We start from the raw sequence: 16,197 nt of genomic DNA, 5'->3' as shown, positions 1-16,197 counted from the left end.
ACCCGGATCGCAAGAGCGATCCGACCTCTCCCCGCAAGCGGGGAGAGGTAAAAGGTCGCTTACGCCGTCCGCAGCGAGCCCAGGAAACCGTCGACCTCGGCCTTGAGACGGTCGGACTGCGATGACAGTCCGGCGGCGGCCTGATGCATCTTCGAGGCGGCTATGCCCGCCTGCTCGGACGCCTTGCTGACGCCGACGATATTGTCGTTCACCTCGCGCGTGCCGGTGGCGGCCTGTTGCAGGCTGCCCGCGATCTCGCGCGTCGCCAGGCCCTGCTGATCGACGGCGGTGGAGATCTGGCCGGAGATCTCGTCGATCTCGGCGATGGTCGACCCGATAGCCTGGATGGCGTTGACGGCGTCGCTGGTCGCGCTCTGGATGGTCTGAACCTGCGCCGAGATCTCCTCGGTGGCTTTCGCGGTCTGGTTCGCCAGCGCCTTGACCTCGCTCGCGACCACCGCGAACCCCTTGCCATGCTCACCGGCGCGGGCCGCCTCGATGGTGGCGTTCAGCGCGAGCAGATTGGTCTGGCTCGCGATGTTCTGGATCAATGTGACGACCTCGCCGATCTTCTGCGTGCCGCTGGCGAGGCCCTCGACGACCTGGTTGGTGCGGCGGGCTTCGTTCGCGGCCTTGGCGGCGATTTCGGCCGAGCGGGCGACCTGCTGGGTGATGCTGGTGACCGATGCGGTGAGCTCTTCGGTCGCGGCCGCGACCATCTCGACATTGCCCGAGGCCTGGTTCGACGCTGCGGCGGCAGCGGCGGTCTGACGCGCGGTGTCGGCGCTATTGCCGCTCATCGCGGACGAGAGCTGCTGCACTTCGCCAGCGGCGATCGCCACCGCCTGCACGATGCCGCCAATGCTGCGTTCGAAATTGCTCGCGAGCCGCTGCTTGGCGACCTCGCGTTCCTCCTTGGCGCGCTGCTCGACCTCGCTGCGCTCGCTGTTAGCGCGCGCTTCCGCCGCCATCGCGGCCTGCGCCTCGGCCGTTTTCACGGCCGTGGTCTCGAACAGCTCCTGGAGCTTGTGCGCCAGCGCGATCAGCACGCCGGCCTCGATCAGCAGGATGACCGCATGCAGGACCACGCGGCCGAAATCGGATCCGCCCGGATAGATCGCCGCAGGCAGCAGGAAGTTCAGCGCCAGATGATGCAGCGCGACCGCAACCGTCGCGGCGACGATCGGCCGGTAGTCGCAATAGGCGACGGTGCACGCCAGCGCCGCGAAGAAGTACATGTGCATGTCGATCTGCCAGGGATGCCCCTCGAACTGGTAGGTGAACATCGACACGCCGCTCATCAGTGCGACCGAGAACACGAGACGGGTGGAAAGGCCGTTGCCCGACATGCGCCAGGACAAGGTCGCAGCGGTCGCGAAGATCGCCATGAACATTGCGGGGACGAGCCATGGCTTGCCGAGTGCAAGGCCGATCGTCATGCTGATCGGCACGTGCAGCCAGAGCATCGCGACAAGGATCTTGCTGGTGGTCTGGCGCAGCGATTCCAATCCGTCGTTCTCGACAATCATCTCATCTTCCCCAGGACTTCTGCCAAAAGACTATCTGCCAAAACATGCCGGCACCGCTTGCGCGTCCATCACGAACCAGGCGCCGGCCTCATGCAGGCGGGCCAGTCCGTCATGATCATCCGGGCGGACAACGAGGAGGGTGGGGAGGGCGGTTGCCCTCACGATCGCCGCTTGCGCCGATCCCGCAGCCAGAAACACCTGCTGCGCGCTCCACCAGGGCGGAAACACAACTGCGACAACCGCCGCGCCCGGACGAACCTGTAGGGTGAGGATTGCAAGCGCGATCCAGCCTGCGACCAGCAACGCAGTCGCATTCGCCCAGGCAGGCCACCGCCGGGACGGAATCGCCGTTTCCTCCTCCATGCCGCAAAGGTAGGCGCGCGGAACTAATTCTCGGTAAATGCTTCCTTACCGAGGTTCCGAATCGGGCGCGGGCGAGGGGCTGTACGGCGATCAGCGGCAATTTGCCGCCGATCGATCTGGTGTGAGCTGAAAGCCGGGCTTAGGCCGCCACCACCGCCGGGATCGGCAGTGCGGTGACGGACTTGATCTTCTCCATCGCGAAGCGCGAGGTGACGTTCTTCAACGGCACGGCGCTGATCAACTTCTTGTAGAAGACGTCATAGGCCTGCATGTCCGCGACCACGACCCGCAGCATGTAGTCGACGTCGCCGGCCATGCGATAAAACTCCATCACCTCGGGCATGGCGCTGACAGCTTCGGCGAACCTCTTGAGCCAGGCGTCGGAATGGTCGGCGCTCTCCACCGACACGAACACGGAGATGCCGAGCCCGATCTTGTTCTGGTCGACCAGCGCCACCCGCTTCAGGATCACGCCATCGGCCTCCAGGCGCTGGATGCGCTTCCAGCAGGGGGTCGAAGACAGGCCGACGCGGTCGCCGATCTCGGCGACGGACAGGGAGGCGTCGTCCTGGAGGACCATCAGGATCTTGCGATCGATGGCGTCGAGGCGACGGCTGGTCTCGGGGATCTGGGCGGTAGCATCGGTCATTTGAAGAACTTTGTTCCATTATCGAGGCAAGTTTCACTCATATATAGAAAAATCTTCTCCTGCAAGCCCGTATTCTTGGCGCCCAAGGCGGATCAGTGCTCGGCTATCTGGCCAAAAGCTCTTCAACTTCAAAGCGTTGCGGGGCCGCTTGGCCACCGCCATGGCGGGCGCATTTCAGGGCTGCGGTGGCTGCGGCGAATCGCAGCGTCTCCGGGATGCCGCCGCCTTCGGCGAGGCGAAGCGCAAAGGCGCCATGGAAGATGTCCCCGGCCCCGAGGGTATCGACCGCCTGAACCGGGAAAGCCGCGGTTTCCTCCGGCTCGCCTGTCTCGTTCAGCCAGATCGTGCCGCGCGGCCCGCGGGTGGCGGCGAGGAACGCCGGTGTCAGCGCAGCCAGACGCTTCAGTGCCGCGGCATCGTCGCCCACACCAGCGGTCTCCTGCACGTGCTCGCTGGCAAACAGCAGATGCGAGGCGGCCGTGAGCAGGCCGTCAGTCAGCGCCATCGCGCGGTCGACGCCGACGATGACGGGAACGCCGCGCCGGCGTGCTTCAGTGCAGAGATCGATGCAAAAGGCGCCGCAGCGGCTCTCGACGAGAACCGCCTGGCAATCGGTCAGCAGGTCGTTGGCATCCGGCAGCTTCACGTGCCACAGGGCAGGATCGCGATAGATCGTGAGCGTCCGTTCGCCTGCTCCGTCGATCATGATCGCAGAGACGGGCGTCATGAGCCCCGGCATGCGAACGATGTGCGTGGGTTCGATGCCCTCAGCAGCCATCCGTTCGAGAATGAAGCCGCTCGACGTCTCCCGCGCATCGCCCATCGGCCCCGCAAACGCGGCGCGGCCGCCGAGCCGGGCGATCGCAATCGCGGCATTGAGCGCGTTGCCGCCGCAGATCTCCGCAAGATGGCTGGCGTTCGCCTTGCTACCTCGCTCGGGCACGGCCTCGACCCGAAAGATCAGGTCGCGCACGGGAATGCCGATGCAGAGGATGCGTGGTGCGATCCCTGATGCAGCCATCGATGGTTGCCGCCTAGGCGCCGCTGCTGTCGCGTACCCAGCGGCCGAGGAGGTGATGGGCGATGGCGAAGGGATGCGGCCCGGCGAGCCCGTCGGGGTGGGTCCGCTTCAGCATCAGGGCGGCCTCCTCGCGTGTGAACCAGCGCGCGTCCTCGAGCTCTGAGTGGTCGACGACGATGTCCTCGTTCAACGCGCGCGCGCTGCAGCCGATCATCAGCGATGACGGGTAGGGCCACGGCTGGGTCATGTAATACTGCACGTCGGTGCAGCGGATGCCGGATTCTTCGATGATCTCGCGGCGCACTGCATCCTCGATGGTCTCGGCGGCCTCGACGAAGCCGGCAAGGCAGGAATACATGCCCGGCGGAAACTGCTTCTGGCGGCCCAGCAGGCACTTGTCGCCGGAGGCGACCAGCATGATCACGACCGGATCGGTCCGCGGAAAGTGCTCGGCCTTGCAAGCAGGGCAGTCGCGCTTCCAGCCGCCTTCCTTCATCGCGCTGCGGGTGCCGCAATTGGCGCAATAGCCGTGGCGTTGATGCCAGCCCACCATCGACTTCGCCATCGCGATTGCCGAGAGCTCGTCGGGCGGGATCGTGCCCTGCATCGCCATGCCGCGGAGCTCGGTGAGGGTGTAGTCCTCGCGGCCGATCAGTTTTTCGGCAGCGGCTTGCGACAGGCCCATGCCGAACATCGCGGCGCCGTCGCGCAGCCCTAGGAAGATCGTGCCGGGATTGGCGCCGCATTTCAGCGCTTCGTCGATCGACAGCAGCGCGCGCACCTTTTCGCCTTCGCGCTTCACCAGCAGCGAGTCGCGATAGACGACATAGGCGCGCGAGGATGGCTTCTGCTCCATCGCGAACAGCTTTTCATCGTCGCGGCGCAGGTGGGCGGCGCGATCGAGGACGTTGGTGACGAAGGCCGGCTGTCCCAGCGGAAACGAGTCGAATGCTGACATTATTGTTCTTTCAACCCAATCGTTCTTTTCAACTCAACCAGATCTTGCGGCGAAGCGCGCTGATGAAATTCTGCACCTCGGCGGCATCGTGTGCCAGAGGCGGCATCACGCCCCACACCGGCCGCGGCCATGCCGCATCATTGGTCCGGCGGGCGATGATGTGGACGTGAAGCTGCGGCACGAGGTTGCCGAGCGCTGCGACGTTGAGCTTGTCGCATTTGGTGATCTCCTTCAGCGCGCGCGAGACGCGCGAGATCTCCGTCATCAATTGCGCCTGCTGCACCTCGTCGAGATCGATGATCTCGACCGCATCGGGCCGCCGCGGCACCAGCAGCAGCCAGGGATAATGCGCGTCCTTGATGACCAGCACCTTCGACAGCGGCAGGTCGCCGATGTCGATGGTGTCTTCTTTCAGGCGGGAGTGCAGCGACCAGGCGGGATCGGGCATGAAGATTTCCGGATGGCCCGACAGTTTCGGGCTTGTTTGGTCCGACCATACGATAGGGAGTTAGCGAGGGGAAGGATCGGAGCCGCTGCATAGGCATGCTCAATCGTCGTCCCGGACAAGCGTAGCCTTGGCAACGCGTAGCGTTGTCCAGGGCGGAGCGCAGATCCGGGACCCATAACCACAGGATGAAGTTTTGCGAAGACTCGCGGTTACCAGATCGCTCGACAACTGCTCCCTGTGGCTATGGGTCCCGGGTCTGCGCTAACGCTTGCCCGGGACGACAGCGAGATTGTGGCTGCTTTTACGCCTCCGCCAGCACCCGCGCGTTGGCGCGGACCGAGGCTTCGCTGACGCGAATCCCAAGGCCAGGGCCATCGGGCACCACGACATGGCCGGCCCGATTGGCGACGCGCTCTTCCAGCACGTCCTCGGTCAGCACGTGATGCGGCATGTAGAATTCGCAACCGAGCGAGATGCCCGGCGTCGCGGCAATCAGCTGCGTGCCGGCAGCAAGACCGATGCCGCCCTCCCACAGCGTGCCGCCATAGCCGGGCAGGCCGGCGATGTCGGCGATCGCCATGATCGCCTGGGCCTCGAACAGGCCGCCGGCCTTCATCAGCTTGATCGAGACGGCATCGGCCGCCTCGCGGCGTACCACCTCCATCATGTCGCGGCGGTCGAAACAGCTTTCGTCGGCGAGCACGGGCGTTTCAAGCGCCGCAGTGAGCTGCGCCATCACGTCGAGATATTTCCGCGGCACGGGCTGCTCGATGAAGGTCGGCGCAAACTGCTCGACATCGCGCAGGGTCTTGATGGCGCCGAACGGCGCCAGGGCCTGGTTGTAGTCGACGCGAAGATCGACCTTGTCGCCAAACTCGTTCCGAATCGCCTCGAGATGGTCGAGATCCTCGCGATGTGGCTTCACGCCGGTCTTGACCTTGTAGATGACGTTCCCGTCCGGAACCATTTTCCGCATGCGTTCGAGATCGGCGACGAAATCCGGATCGGCGATCGAAAACGACAGCGGGATCGTGTCGCGCACGCGGCCGCCGAGGAGGTCCGCGACGGACAGCCCCGACGACTTGCCGACGATGTCGAGCAGCGCCATTTCGATCGCGACCTTGGCCTCGGCATGTCCGACCAGCGCGCGGTCGAGTTCCGCCATCAGCGCGCGAATGCGGCGGACCGGCTTGCGGAGCACGATTCCGCGCAAATAGATGTCGAGAGCGGAGAAGGCCGCTTCCGGCGTTCCCGTGAACACCTCCCACGGTGCCGCCTCGCCCCAGCCGATCACGCCGTCGCTCGAGGTGAGCTCGATCAGCACGCGCTTCACCGTGCCCTTGACGTTGCCGACGCCCTGCAGGCGTGCCATCTTGATCGGGCTCTCGATCAGGAACAGCCTGAGACGTTCGACGGTTGCTTCGGTCATGTCAGGCCTCCATTGACGTGCCAGACTTGGCCGGTGACGTAGGACGCCTTCGGTGACGCCAGGAAGGCGATGATCTCGGCCACTTCATCCGGCCGCCCGCGGCGGCGCATCGGGATCAGCGCTTCGGTCGCAGCGATCTGCTCCGGCGACAGCCTGCTCTCGCTCGGCTTGTCCTTGACGATGAGGCCAGGTGCAACCGCATTGACGGCGATGCCATCCTTGGCAAGCTCGATCGCGGTGAGCCGCACCAACGCCTCCAGCGCGGAGCGGCTCGCCGCCGTTGCCGCGAACGGCGCGAATTCGGGCCGGATCGCATGCGCAACGAAGGACGACACCGCCACGATCCGCGGATCGCGTCCTGCGCGTAACAGCGGAAGGGCAGCGTCGACCAGCCGCGTGAACGCCAACGCCGATTCATCCATTGCCTGGCGAAACTGATCCGCCGGTGTGCCGATCGCGCTGCCGCGGCGGGCGTGACCGCCAACGAGAATCAAGCCGTCAAGCCGGCCGAAGGCGGCTTTCGCGGCGGCGATGACATCGGTGGCAGCGGTTTCTTCGGCAAGATCACCGAGGCATTTTGCGACGGTCGATCCTTTCGCTTCGGCCTCCGCCGCGGTGGCGTCGAGACCTTCTGCGTTCGAGCGCGTGTGGAGCAGCAGGGCTGTGCCGGGGGCAGCAAGCAGCTTTGCGGTGGCGCGACCGATGCCGCTGGCGGCTCCGGTGACGAGATAAACGCGGTCGATATCTGGCATCATGATGCTGTAGTGGCCGGCGGCAGCGCGCCAGTGCGGTGGAAATGGCTGAGGAAGGCGCGCGTTGCGGCCTCCTGAGGATTGTCGATCACCTGCCGCGCCGGACCTTCCTCGACCACGACGCCGTCGCGCATGAAGATGAGGCGATCGGCGACTTCGCGGGCGAAGGCGATCTCGTGGGTCACGATCACCATGGTCATGCCTTCGGATGCCAGCCGCTGCATGACGTTCAGCACCTCGCCGACGAGCTCAGGATCGAGCGCCGAGGTTGCCTCGTCGAACAGCATCACATCCGGCTCCATCGCGAGCGCCCGCGCGATTGCGACGCGCTGCTTCTGCCCGCCGGAGAGCGTCGCCGGGTATTGGTCCGCCTTCTCTGCGAGCCCGACCTTTGCGAGCTGCGCGCGCGCGAGTTTCTCGGCGTCAGCCTTGGCCATGCGCCGCACCGTGACCGGTCCCTCCATTACGTTCTGGAGCGTCGTCATGTGCGGGAACAGGTTGAAATGCTGGAACACCATGCCGGTGGTGGCGCGGAATCTTGCCAGCGTCTTCACGTCGGGCAGCTTCGAACCCTCGCCGAACGCGAAGCGCGTGTCGCCGACGCGGACGCTGCCGCCGTCGGGCACGACCAGGAGATTGAGGCAGCGGAGCAGCGTCGATTTGCCCGAGCCCGACGGGCCGATCAGCGCGACGACGCCGCCCTTGGCGACGTCGAGATTGATGTTCTTCAAAACCTCGTTGCTGCCAAAGCTCTTGCGCAGGCCACGAATCTGGATTTTTGACGTCTCGCTCATTCGCCGACCGCCAGTCGCTTCTCGCCGCGCCGGACGATGATTGTCAGGGGAATCAGGATCGCCGCATAGGCAACCGCGACTGCGGTGTAGGTCTCTAACGGCCTATAGCTGTCATGGGCGGCGACCTGGCTCTGATAGACGAGGTCGGGCACAGCGAGCACCGAGACCAGCGAGGTGTTCTTGAACTGGATGATGGACTGGTTCATCAGCGCCGGGATCATGCGCTTGATCGCCTGCGGCAGCACGATGCGCCGCATGGTCTGGCCCGGCGTCATGCCGAGCGCGGCACCGGCTTCCGACTGGCCGCGGTCGATCGAGATGATGCCGCCGCGAATGATCTCCGAATAGAACGAGCCGCCATAGAGCGAGAGCGCCAGCGCCGAGGCCGTGATCGGCGTCATCTCGACCCCGGCGAGGATCGGCAGCGCGTAATAGAACCAGATCAGCTGCACCAGGATCGGCGTGCAGCGGAACGCCTCGATGAAGGCGAGCGCAACCAGGCGCACCGCCCTGAAGCGCGACAGGCTGCCGAATGCGCCGAACAGGCCGAAGACCAGTCCGAGCAGCACGATCACCACGGTGAAGCCGACGGTGACGCCGAGGCCGTTGAGAAAGAGCCAGCGATAGCTCCAGAGGATGCCGAAGTCCCACTGATACATGCGTGCCTTCCGGAACTCAGACGCGAGGAAGCGAGCGCAGTGCCGTTCGCCTCCTCCTGGAGCAGGTTGATCAAAGCGAAACGCCCGGCGGAATGTCCGCTTCGGTCACGCCGACCAGCTCCATGTTGGTGATGATCGCGTTGCGGATGAAGCCGAGGCCCTTGTTGAAGTCGATCCAGGTGTTGACGTAGTCGCGGAAGGTCTTGTCGTTCTCGCGGCGGAAGCCGGCGTTGGACGTGGTGGCGAACACCGGGGTCGGCAGCACGAACTGGCCGAGCGAGGGGTTCTTCTTGAGCACGGTCAGCGATAGCATGGTGATCAGGCACTGCGCGTCGACGCGGCCGGTCTGCAGCGCGGCGGTGGCGTCGTCCGCGGTCTTCAGTCGCGAGATCTGCGCCTTCGGCGTCAGGCGGCTGACGACCTGGTCGTGGGACGAACCCTGGTCGACGGCGATCTTGATGTCGGGCGAGTTGAGTTCGGCCCAGGTCTTCGGCTTGAAGTCCTTCTTGCAGAGGATGCCGAAGGCGTTGTTGAAGACCGGCACCGAGAAATCGACCACCAGCGCGCGCTTCGGTGTCGGGTTGAGGCCGAAGAAGATGTCGATCTTGTTGGACTGCAGATCCAGCACCGAATTGCCCCAGGTGGTCTCGGTGATCTCGAGCTCGGCCTCCATGTCGTCGGCGAGCGCCTTGGCGATGTCGACGTAGAAGCCCTTCCACTGGCCGCTGGCGAGGTCCTTCATGTAATAGGGTGCGCCGCCGCCGACCGCGCCGATCCGCATCTTCTTGGTCCGGCGGATGCGGGCGAAGGTCGATTCGTTGGGATCGGCCGCCTGGGCCACCGCCGGCGAGGCCAGCGCGCCCGCGGTCGCCGCGCCAATGGCGCCAAGTCCGACAATCGATGCAACATCACGACGTGTAACCATTGGGATCAATCGCTTTTCTGGTTGGATGGGGTTCCGGCAGCGTTCATACCAAGGCGGCCTTGGCAGCGAAAGCATAGCCTATCGGCTGGGCAGACCCGGAATTGCCCGGATGCTGGGCAAGATCAAGCTGAACACAGTGATACCCGCTTGCTTTCCCGCCCTTTTGGCCCCAAATAGGGACCGGGAGATTGGCGGTGGACGAGCCACTCGCCAACCGGGTCAGGTCCGGAAGGAAGCAGCCCTAACGAGGTCCGGATCGGGTCGCTCGTCAGTCTCCTACCTGTTTTTCCGAGCGAATAGCGCCGGCGGGCTTCCCGCCAGCGCGCTCCTTTCCGCAAAAGCCGGCCGAGAGACATTTCATTGCGGATCGACCGATGACCGACGCCGGCGCCCCTCCCACTTCCGACAGCGCCAGCCAGGCTGGCTTTGCCCTCGGTGCCGAGCCGGGCACGCCCTATCGGGTCCTGGCGCGCAAATACCGTCCCTCCAGCTTCAACGATCTGATCGGCCAGGAGGCCGTGGTCCGCACCGTCTCCAATGCGTTCGAGACCGGGCGCATCCCGCAGGCCTGGATCCTCACCGGCGTCCGCGGCGTCGGCAAGACCACCACGGCGCGCATCCTCGCCCGTGCACTCAACTACGAGATGCCGGATGGCTCGGTGAAGGGCCCGACCATCCACATGCCGACGCTGGGCGTGCACTGCCAGGCGATCATGGAAAGCCGGCACATGGACGTGCTGGAGATGGACGCGGCGTCGCATACCGGCGTCGACGACGTCCGCCAGATCAATGACAGCGTGCGTTATGCACCGGCCAGCGCTCGCTACAAGGTCTACATCATCGACGAAGTCCACATGCTGTCGACGGCGGCGTTCAACGCCTTCCTGAAGACGCTGGAGGAACCGCCCGAGCACGCCAAATTCGTGTTTGCGACCACCGAGATCCGCAAGGTTCCGGTGACGGTGCTGTCGCGCTGCCAGCGTTTCGACCTGCGCCGCGTCGAGGCCGACGTGCTGATGAAGCACCTCGCCAATATCGCGGCGAAGGAGAGCGTCGAGATCGAGCCGGAGGCGCTCGGCATTATCGCGCGCGCGGCCGAAGGCTCGGTCCGTGATTCGCTGTCGCTGCTCGACCAGGCGATCGCGCATGCGGCAGGGCAGGTGAAGGCCGATGCGGTCAGGCAGATGCTGGGGCTCGCCGATCGCACCCGCGTCATCGACCTCTTCGATTCGCTGGTGCGCGGCGACATCGCGGCCGCCTTCAAGGAGTTCCGCGACCAGTACGACGTCGGTGCCGATCCCATCGTCGTGCTCTCGGACCTTGCCGAATTCGTCAACTTCGTCACCCGCGTGAAGATCGTTCCGGCGACAGCCGACAACGTCGCCTATGGCGAGACCGAGCGGGTGCGTGCACGCGATTTCGCCTCCAAGATCTCGATGCGCGTGCTGTCGCGGATGTGGCAGATGCTGCTCAAGGGCATCACCGAGGTGCAGGCCGCAACGCGGCCCGCCGCTGCCGCCGAGATGGTGCTGGTGCGCATCGCCTATGTCGCCGACCTGCCGACGCCGGACGAGGCCATCAGGATGCTGGAGCAGAATGGCGGCGGCTCGCCGGTCGTGAGCGGCGGCAGTGCCGCGCGCAGCACGCCGGCCGCGCCTGTTGCCTCCGCAGCGCCGGTTGCTTCTGCTGCGCCGGTCCGTGCACCGACCTCGTCGCCGTCCTCGTTCGGCGGTGGTGGTGCCCGTCCGCAGATGGCGGCACCTGCGCCTAATCCGCAAGGGGCTGCACCCCAACTGCGCATCACGAGCTTCACCCAGCTCGTCGCGCTCGCCGGGCAGAAGCGCGACCTCATGACCAAGGGCGCGCTCGAAGGCGACATGCGCCTCGTCCGTTTCGAGGAGGGCCGGCTGGAGGTCGCGCTCGAGCCGAACGCCTCCAAGACCACCATTACCGAGCTCGCGCGCAAGTTCGAGCTCTGGACCGGCCGGCGCTGGACCGTGATCGTCTCCAACGAGCAGGGGCAGCCGACGCTGCGGTCGGTGAACCAGGCCGCCAAGCAGGAGCATGCGCGCACCGCCGAGGCCGATCCGCGCGTACAGGAGGTGCTGTCGCGCTTCCCCGGATCGAAGGTCGTCGAGGTCCGCAGGCTTGCCCCCGAGACGCCGGAATCCAATATTAACGCCGACTATGGCAGTGACGATCCGCCCGACGGTTCCGACGGCGACGATCTCTAGAGCATGATCCGGGCCCGAAGGGCCGCGTAGCGCAAAGTGTGAAGCGGTTTTCCGATCAGATCATGCTCAAACGATAAGCTCAGGCGCGATGACTGCTCATCGTGCCAACAAAGGACACGCACCGATGGCTGACTTTCTCGGCATGATGAAGCAGGCGGCGCAGCTGCAATCCAAGATGCAGGCGATGCAGGACGAGCTCGGCAATGTCGAGGTCGAAGGCATCTCCGGCGGCGGTCTCGTCGCCGTGCGCATGACCGCGAAAATGGACGTCAAGGGCGTCAAGATCGATGCCTCGCTGATGAAGCCGGAAGAGCGCGAGGTGCTGGAAGACCTGCTCGTCACGGCCTTTGGCGAGGCCCGCCGCAAGGCCGAGGCTGCGATGCAGGAGAAGATGCAGTCGCTCACCGGCGGACTCGGCCTGCCGCCGGGGCTGTTCGGCCAATAACATGGGCGCCGTTGCAGGTCCCGAAATCGAGCGGCTGGTCCAGCTTCTCGCACGGCTGCCGGGTCTCGGTCCGCGCTCCGCGCGGCGTGCGGCGCTGCATCTGATCAAGAAGCGCGAAGCGCTGATGATGCCGCTGTCTTCTGCGTTGCAGGTCGCGCTCGACAAGGTCCAGGTCTGCAAGACCTGCGGCAACATCGACACGCAGAATCCCTGCACTGTCTGCACCGATCCGAAGCGCGATCCCGCCATCATCGTCGTCGTCGCTGACGTTGCCGATCTCTGGGCGCTGGAGCGGGCCAATGCGACACAAGGACGCTATCATGTGTTAGGTGCGACCTTGTCGCCACTCGACGGTGTCGGCCCGCAGGATCTCACCATCGACGCGCTGGTGGTGCGCGCGCATGATCCGCAGGTGAACGAAATCATTCTTGCGCTGAATGCGACGGTGGACGGCCAGACCACGGCGCACTACATCACCGACCTGCTTCAGGACGCCAATGTGAAGGTGACGCGCCTTGCGCATGGCGTGCCCGTCGGCGGCGAGCTTGATTATCTCGATGAAGGTACGCTATCGGCCGCGATGCGGCAGCGCACCCTGTTCTAGCAATCCTACAGAACTCACGGAACGGACGACATGACGAAACGATTCGCCAAACGATTGGCTTTGGTCGCGATGATGATGGTGGTGGTGACCCCCGCCGTCTCCGCGCAACAGGACGACGAGGCACTGCCGCCGTCGAAGCCTGGCAAGCCGATCAACACCGGCGACGTGCTCTCGGGCGAATTGAACGCAATGAAGGTGCGCGACGTCAAGAACGCCGGCAAGAGGGTTGCGACCTACCAGATCACCTCCGAACCGCGTCGCCTGCCGCCGCCGAACGGGCTGTGCAATCTCGAGACCGGCCCCGAAACTTTCCAGCTCGTCACATCCAGCGACGCGCAGGCCGCGCAACTGAAATCGTTTGTCGGCAAGGCGATCTCGGTCAAGGTTGATGAGGTCGCCTGCGCCAGCGATCCCGGCCAGATCAGCGAGGCCGTGATTACGAAGTGGAGCTTGATCAAGAAGCAGTAGGGGGCGATCGGCATCTCGCCGCGTTCTCCGCCGTCGTTGCGACGAAGCAAGCCAGACTGTTTCCGCGGAGATTGTCTGGATTGCTTCGTGGAGTCTGTCATCGGGCCGCGCTATGCGCGGAACCGACACAAAAGTGTCGGAACCGCGGAAGATTTGCGCGGCTTCGTGACCCCCTGCACCCGGAACGCTCCGTCGCGTTGCTCGTTAGCGGCATAACGGTCAACCTATTTGACAGGAGCACTCCATGCGAAAACTCATCTTGCCGGCCATTGTCGCGATCGGCCTGGGATCGGCGGCGCCGGCGATGGCCTATGACACGGGCGATCAGATCTCGATGCAGGCCGCGCTCGACGTCGCAACCGATATCGGCGTCATGACCATTTCGCACACGCAGTTTCTCGGGGATGAATGGCAGATCGAGGGGCGCGACCGCACCGGCCGCTGGATGGAGGTCTATGTCGACGCCAGGACCGGCGAAGTGCGCAACGTCAATCGCGGCTGGTAAGCCCTGGCAATCTTGGAACGACGCGATGAAATAGCGTCATTCTGTCGTCCCGGGGCGCGCGAAGCGCGAGCCCGGGACCCCTGCGCGAGCGCTTGCGCTCGTCGCGATACCACAGGGAGTAGTTGGACGAAGGCTCGTGGTTACCAGTCTCGCGCCGCAATTCCCCGCTTTCGCGGGGACGACGGCACGGAATGGGTTGGCAGAGTTCTCTAGCCAACACCCCTCACGTCAGCACCTTGACCCCGCCGAACGACGTCACGCGGCCCTGCTTCAGCATCACGATTTGCGTTGCGAGCTGACGCAGCTCTGCTGCGTCGTGGCTGACATAGACCATCGGCACATTGGCTTCATCGCGCAGCCGCACCAGATAGGGCAGGATCTCGAGCTTGCGACCCTCGTCGAGTGCGCCGAGCGGCTCGTCCAGCAGCAGCAGGCGCGGCCTCGACAGCAGCGCGCGTCCGAGCGCGACGCGCTGGCGCTCGCCGCCGGAGAGTTTTCCGGGACGGCGGTCGAGCAGGGCGCCGATGTCGAGCAGGTCGATGACGCGCCTGTGCTGCGCAGGATCAGGCGCGAGGTTGTTCATTCGCCGGCCATAGTCGAGATTCTGCGCGACGTTGAGATGCGGAAACAGCCGGGCGTCCTGGAACACATAACCGATCCGGCGGCGCCAGGTCGGAACGTGGATGCCGGCCGCGGTATCGTCGACGGTCTCGCCGTCGATCACGATGGTGCCGCGGTCAGGACGCAACAGCCCTGCGATCATGTTGACCAGCGAGCTCTTGCCGGCGCCCGATGCGCCGAACAGGCCGGTGACGCGGCCCTCGCTGCTGAAGGACGCCGCGAGCGTGAATTCACCGAGTTGTTTTTCGACGTCGACCCGCAGCATGGTCAATTTCCGTGCAGGCGCGCGGTGGCGCGGCGGGCGAACCACTCGGCGACAATCAGTGCTCCGAGTGCGAGCACAAGCGAGACGATCACGAGTCGTCCCGCAGCCGCGTCTCCATCGGGCGTCTGGATCAGCGAATAGATCGCCGAAGAAATCGTCTGGGTCTCGCCGGGAATGTTGGAGACGAAGGTGATGGTCGCGCCGAACTCGCCGATCGCCTTGGCGAAGCCGAGCATCATGCCGGCGAGCACGCCGGGCAGCGCCAGCGGCAGCGTCACCGTGAAGAACACCTTCCAGGGCGCGGCGCCGAGTGTTTCGGCCGCCTGCTCGAGCCGCCGGTCGATTGCCTCGATCGACAGCCGCATCGGGCGCACCAGCAGCGGAAACGACATCACGCCGCAGGCGAGCGCCGCGCCGGTCCAGCGGAAGGCGAAGACGACGCCGAGATAGTCGGCGAGGAAGGCGCCGACGAGGCCGCGACGGCCGAAGGTGAGGAGCAGGAGATAGCCGGTCACGACCGGCGGCAGCACCAGCGGCAGATGCACCAGCGCGTCGAGCACAGACTTGCCCCAGAAGTCCTTGCGGGCAAGCAGCCACGCTAGCGCAATGCCAAAGGGCGTTGCGACCAGCGTTGCAATGACGGCGACCCTGAGCGAGAGCAGGATCGCTGTCCATTCGGCAGGAGTGATGTCGAGCATCAAATTGTAATATCAAGTCGCAATCAAGTTGTGGGGCTGATCAGGAATTTGAACCCGTACTTTTCCAGAATGGTCTTGGCCGGCGGCGAGCGCAGGAAGGCGAGATAGTGGTTGGTCTCGGGCTTTGCGGTCGTGGTCGCTGCGACGGGATAGATGATCGCGGGGTGCGAATCTGCCGGGAAGGTGCCGACGATCTTCACGCCGGGCTCGACCTTGGCATCGGTGGAATAGACGATGCCGAGCGCAGCCTCGCCGCGAGCGACCAGCGTCAGCGCGGCGCGCACGCTGTCGGCCATGGCGAATTTCGGCTCGGCCGCCTGCCACGCGCCCAGCTTCTCAAGCGCGGCCTTGGCGTATTTGCCGACCGGCACGGACTTGACGTCGCCGGTTGCGATCCTGCCGTCGCCGGCCAGTTTTGCCAGGTCGGAGCCCTGCGCAATCGTGACGTTATCGATCTTGGAATCCTTCGGCGCGATCAGCACGATGCTGTTGCCGAGCAGATTGACGCGGGTCGGCTCGTTGATGGTCTTCTTGCTGGTCGCGTAGTCCATCCAGTCGGTGTCGGCCGAGACGAACACGTCGGCCGGCGCGCCCTGCTCGATCTGCTTGGCGAGCACCGAGCTCGCGGCATAGCTGACGCTGAACTTGACGCCGGTCTTGGCGGTGTAGGCGGCGTCGATCTCGTCGAGCGCGTTCTTCATCGAGGCGGCAGCGAACACGGTGATGGTCTTGTCCTCGGCGGCGGCGGGCGAAAGGCTCGCGCCCGCGAGGATCACGAAAGCGGTGAAAAGTCCGGCAATACGAATCATGGATAGCGCTCCGTGCGGGAT

19 protein-coding genes and 1 other RNA gene are annotated in these 16,197 nt (G+C 65.0%); 6 read left to right on the top strand and 14 right to left on the bottom strand.

The annotated features are described in order from the left end of the window. Positions 1-59: 59 nt before the first annotated feature. The 11 genes from AC629_RS38245 to AC629_RS38195 form a co-directional block, all read right to left on the bottom strand. The gene (locus AC629_RS38245) at positions 60-1,529 is read right to left on the bottom strand and encodes a methyl-accepting chemotaxis protein (protein WP_084809874.1); all 1,470 of its coding nucleotides are present in this window, start codon (positions 1,527-1,529) and stop codon (positions 60-62) included. A 30-nt stretch (positions 1,530-1,559) separates the two neighbouring features. Then, positions 1,560-1,892, bottom strand: a complete 333-nt coding sequence (locus AC629_RS38240) for a hypothetical protein (RefSeq protein WP_084809873.1) — start codon at positions 1,890-1,892, stop codon at positions 1,560-1,562. A gap of 139 nt (positions 1,893-2,031) precedes the next feature. Next, positions 2,032-2,541, bottom strand: a complete 510-nt coding sequence (locus AC629_RS38235; RefSeq protein ID WP_084809872.1) for an Lrp/AsnC family transcriptional regulator — start codon at positions 2,539-2,541, stop codon at positions 2,032-2,034. A 103-nt stretch (positions 2,542-2,644) separates the two neighbouring features. Further along, positions 2,645-3,562 carry a PfkB family carbohydrate kinase gene (locus AC629_RS38230; RefSeq protein ID WP_084809871.1) on the bottom strand — a complete coding sequence of 306 codons (918 nt, stop codon included), beginning with the start codon at positions 3,560-3,562 and terminating at the stop codon, positions 2,645-2,647. Positions 3,563-3,575: 13 nt separating this feature from the next. Next, positions 3,576-4,520 (bottom strand): NAD(+) diphosphatase, encoded by a 945-nt coding sequence (gene nudC, locus AC629_RS38225; protein WP_084809870.1) that lies wholly within the window; start codon positions 4,518-4,520, stop codon positions 3,576-3,578. Between the two features lie 28 nt (positions 4,521-4,548). Continuing rightward, positions 4,549-4,968 (bottom strand): HIT domain-containing protein, encoded by a 420-nt coding sequence (locus tag AC629_RS38220; protein WP_084809869.1) that lies wholly within the window; start codon positions 4,966-4,968, stop codon positions 4,549-4,551. Positions 4,969-5,269: 301 nt separating this feature from the next. Then, positions 5,270-6,397, bottom strand: a complete 1,128-nt coding sequence (locus AC629_RS38215) for a muconate cycloisomerase family protein (protein ID WP_084809868.1) — start codon at positions 6,395-6,397, stop codon at positions 5,270-5,272. After that, entirely contained in the window at positions 6,394-7,149 is a 756-nt protein-coding gene (locus AC629_RS38210) for an SDR family NAD(P)-dependent oxidoreductase (RefSeq protein ID WP_084809876.1), read from the bottom strand. Before AC629_RS38210 ends, AC629_RS38215 begins: the two co-directional genes overlap by 4 nt. Further along, complete coding sequence (locus AC629_RS38205) at positions 7,149-7,943, bottom strand: amino acid ABC transporter ATP-binding protein (protein ID WP_084809867.1); 795 nt, start codon at positions 7,941-7,943, stop codon at positions 7,149-7,151. The genes AC629_RS38210 and AC629_RS38205 overlap by 1 nt, the downstream gene beginning before the upstream one ends. Continuing rightward, positions 7,940-8,602: an amino acid ABC transporter permease gene (locus tag AC629_RS38200; protein ID WP_084809866.1), complete on the bottom strand. Its 663-nt coding sequence runs from the start codon at positions 8,600-8,602 to the stop codon at positions 7,940-7,942. The genes AC629_RS38205 and AC629_RS38200 overlap by 4 nt, the downstream gene beginning before the upstream one ends. A gap of 70 nt (positions 8,603-8,672) precedes the next feature. Then, positions 8,673-9,527, bottom strand: coding sequence for a transporter substrate-binding domain-containing protein (locus AC629_RS38195; RefSeq protein WP_084809865.1), 855 nt, complete (start codon positions 9,525-9,527; stop codon positions 8,673-8,675). A gap of 183 nt (positions 9,528-9,710) precedes the next feature. On the opposite strand from AC629_RS38195, the gene ffs reads away from it, so the two are divergent. The 6 genes from ffs (at position 9,711) to AC629_RS38165 (ending at position 13,783) form a co-directional block, all read left to right on the top strand. After that, an RNA gene (ffs, locus tag AC629_RS38190) (signal recognition particle sRNA small type) lies at positions 9,711-9,807 on the top strand. A 94-nt stretch (positions 9,808-9,901) separates the two neighbouring features. Then, positions 9,902-11,761: a DNA polymerase III subunit gamma/tau gene (locus tag AC629_RS38185; RefSeq protein ID WP_084809864.1), complete on the top strand. Its 1,860-nt coding sequence runs from the start codon at positions 9,902-9,904 to the stop codon at positions 11,759-11,761. Between the two features lie 124 nt (positions 11,762-11,885). Beyond that, a complete protein-coding gene (locus AC629_RS38180; protein ID WP_074124109.1) occupies positions 11,886-12,206 on the top strand; it encodes a YbaB/EbfC family nucleoid-associated protein in 321 nt (106 codons plus the stop codon). A gap of 1 nt (position 12,207) precedes the next feature. Then, positions 12,208-12,810, top strand: a complete 603-nt coding sequence (gene recR, locus AC629_RS38175; RefSeq protein WP_084809863.1) for a recombination mediator RecR — start codon at positions 12,208-12,210, stop codon at positions 12,808-12,810. 30 nt (positions 12,811-12,840) lie between these two features. After that, the gene (locus tag AC629_RS38170) at positions 12,841-13,278 is read left to right on the top strand and encodes a hypothetical protein (protein ID WP_084809862.1); all 438 of its coding nucleotides are present in this window, start codon (positions 12,841-12,843) and stop codon (positions 13,276-13,278) included. Positions 13,279-13,522: 244 nt separating this feature from the next. Continuing rightward, positions 13,523-13,783 (top strand): PepSY domain-containing protein, encoded by a 261-nt coding sequence (locus AC629_RS38165; protein ID WP_084809861.1) that lies wholly within the window; start codon positions 13,523-13,525, stop codon positions 13,781-13,783. Between the two features lie 223 nt (positions 13,784-14,006). Here the strand turns inward: AC629_RS38165 and modC are convergent, their stop codons facing one another. Genes modC through modA form a run of 3 tightly spaced genes read right to left on the bottom strand, consistent with a single transcriptional unit; the run spans position 14,007 to position 16,176 of the window. Beyond that, a complete protein-coding gene (gene modC / locus AC629_RS38160) occupies positions 14,007-14,669 on the bottom strand; it encodes a molybdenum ABC transporter ATP-binding protein (RefSeq protein ID WP_084809860.1) in 663 nt (220 codons plus the stop codon). A 2-nt stretch (positions 14,670-14,671) separates the two neighbouring features. Next, complete coding sequence (gene modB, locus AC629_RS38155; RefSeq protein ID WP_084809859.1) at positions 14,672-15,367, bottom strand: molybdate ABC transporter permease subunit; 696 nt, start codon at positions 15,365-15,367, stop codon at positions 14,672-14,674. A 23-nt stretch (positions 15,368-15,390) separates the two neighbouring features. Continuing rightward, on the bottom strand, positions 15,391-16,176 hold the full coding sequence (gene modA, locus AC629_RS38150) for a molybdate ABC transporter substrate-binding protein (protein ID WP_084809858.1): 786 nt from the start codon (positions 16,174-16,176) through the stop codon (positions 15,391-15,393). Positions 16,177-16,197: the final 21 nt, after the last annotated feature.

The sequence above is a fragment of the Bradyrhizobium sp. NAS80.1 genome (genome assembly GCF_001908205.1).
GTDB lineage: Bacteria > Pseudomonadota > Alphaproteobacteria > Rhizobiales > Xanthobacteraceae > Bradyrhizobium.
The sequence above is the reverse complement of the archived record's forward strand: the minus strand, read 5'-3'. Positions and strand labels throughout refer to the sequence as shown.

What these genes read in the sequence shown, in the direction of transcription:
- AC629_RS38240 (WP_084809873.1), bottom strand. Translation starts at nt 1,892, where the DNA reads ATGGAGGAGGAAACGGCGATTCCGTCCCGGCGGTGGCCTGCCTGGGCG.
- modB (WP_084809859.1), bottom strand. Translation starts at nt 15,367, where the DNA reads ATGCTCGACATCACTCCTGCCGAATGGACAGCGATCCTGCTCTCGCTC.
- AC629_RS38235 (WP_084809872.1), bottom strand. Translation starts at nt 2,541, where the DNA reads ATGACCGATGCTACCGCCCAGATCCCCGAGACCAGCCGTCGCCTCGAC.
- AC629_RS38210 (WP_084809876.1), bottom strand. Translation starts at nt 7,149, where the DNA reads ATGCCAGATATCGACCGCGTTTATCTCGTCACCGGAGCCGCCAGCGGC.
- modA (WP_084809858.1), bottom strand. Translation starts at nt 16,176, where the DNA reads ATGATTCGTATTGCCGGACTTTTCACCGCTTTCGTGATCCTCGCGGGC.
- AC629_RS38245 (WP_084809874.1), bottom strand. Translation starts at nt 1,529, where the DNA reads ATGATTGTCGAGAACGACGGATTGGAATCGCTGCGCCAGACCACCAGC.
- AC629_RS38220 (WP_084809869.1), bottom strand. Translation starts at nt 4,968, where the DNA reads ATGCCCGATCCCGCCTGGTCGCTGCACTCCCGCCTGAAAGAAGACACC.
- AC629_RS38215 (WP_084809868.1), bottom strand. Translation starts at nt 6,397, where the DNA reads ATGACCGAAGCAACCGTCGAACGTCTCAGGCTGTTCCTGATCGAGAGC.
- AC629_RS38180 (WP_074124109.1), top strand. Translation starts at nt 11,886, where the DNA reads ATGGCTGACTTTCTCGGCATGATGAAGCAGGCGGCGCAGCTGCAATCC.
- AC629_RS38165 (WP_084809861.1), top strand. Translation starts at nt 13,523, where the DNA reads ATGCGAAAACTCATCTTGCCGGCCATTGTCGCGATCGGCCTGGGATCG.
- AC629_RS38170 (WP_084809862.1), top strand. Translation starts at nt 12,841, where the DNA reads ATGACGAAACGATTCGCCAAACGATTGGCTTTGGTCGCGATGATGATG.
- AC629_RS38230 (WP_084809871.1), bottom strand. Translation starts at nt 3,562, where the DNA reads ATGGCTGCATCAGGGATCGCACCACGCATCCTCTGCATCGGCATTCCC.
- AC629_RS38200 (WP_084809866.1), bottom strand. Translation starts at nt 8,602, where the DNA reads ATGTATCAGTGGGACTTCGGCATCCTCTGGAGCTATCGCTGGCTCTTT.
- recR (WP_084809863.1), top strand. Translation starts at nt 12,208, where the DNA reads ATGGGCGCCGTTGCAGGTCCCGAAATCGAGCGGCTGGTCCAGCTTCTC.
- AC629_RS38195 (WP_084809865.1), bottom strand. Translation starts at nt 9,527, where the DNA reads ATGGTTACACGTCGTGATGTTGCATCGATTGTCGGACTTGGCGCCATT.
- AC629_RS38185 (WP_084809864.1), top strand. Translation starts at nt 9,902, where the DNA reads ATGACCGACGCCGGCGCCCCTCCCACTTCCGACAGCGCCAGCCAGGCT.
- AC629_RS38205 (WP_084809867.1), bottom strand. Translation starts at nt 7,943, where the DNA reads ATGAGCGAGACGTCAAAAATCCAGATTCGTGGCCTGCGCAAGAGCTTT.
- nudC (WP_084809870.1), bottom strand. Translation starts at nt 4,520, where the DNA reads ATGTCAGCATTCGACTCGTTTCCGCTGGGACAGCCGGCCTTCGTCACC.
- modC (WP_084809860.1), bottom strand. Translation starts at nt 14,669, where the DNA reads ATGCTGCGGGTCGACGTCGAAAAACAACTCGGTGAATTCACGCTCGCG.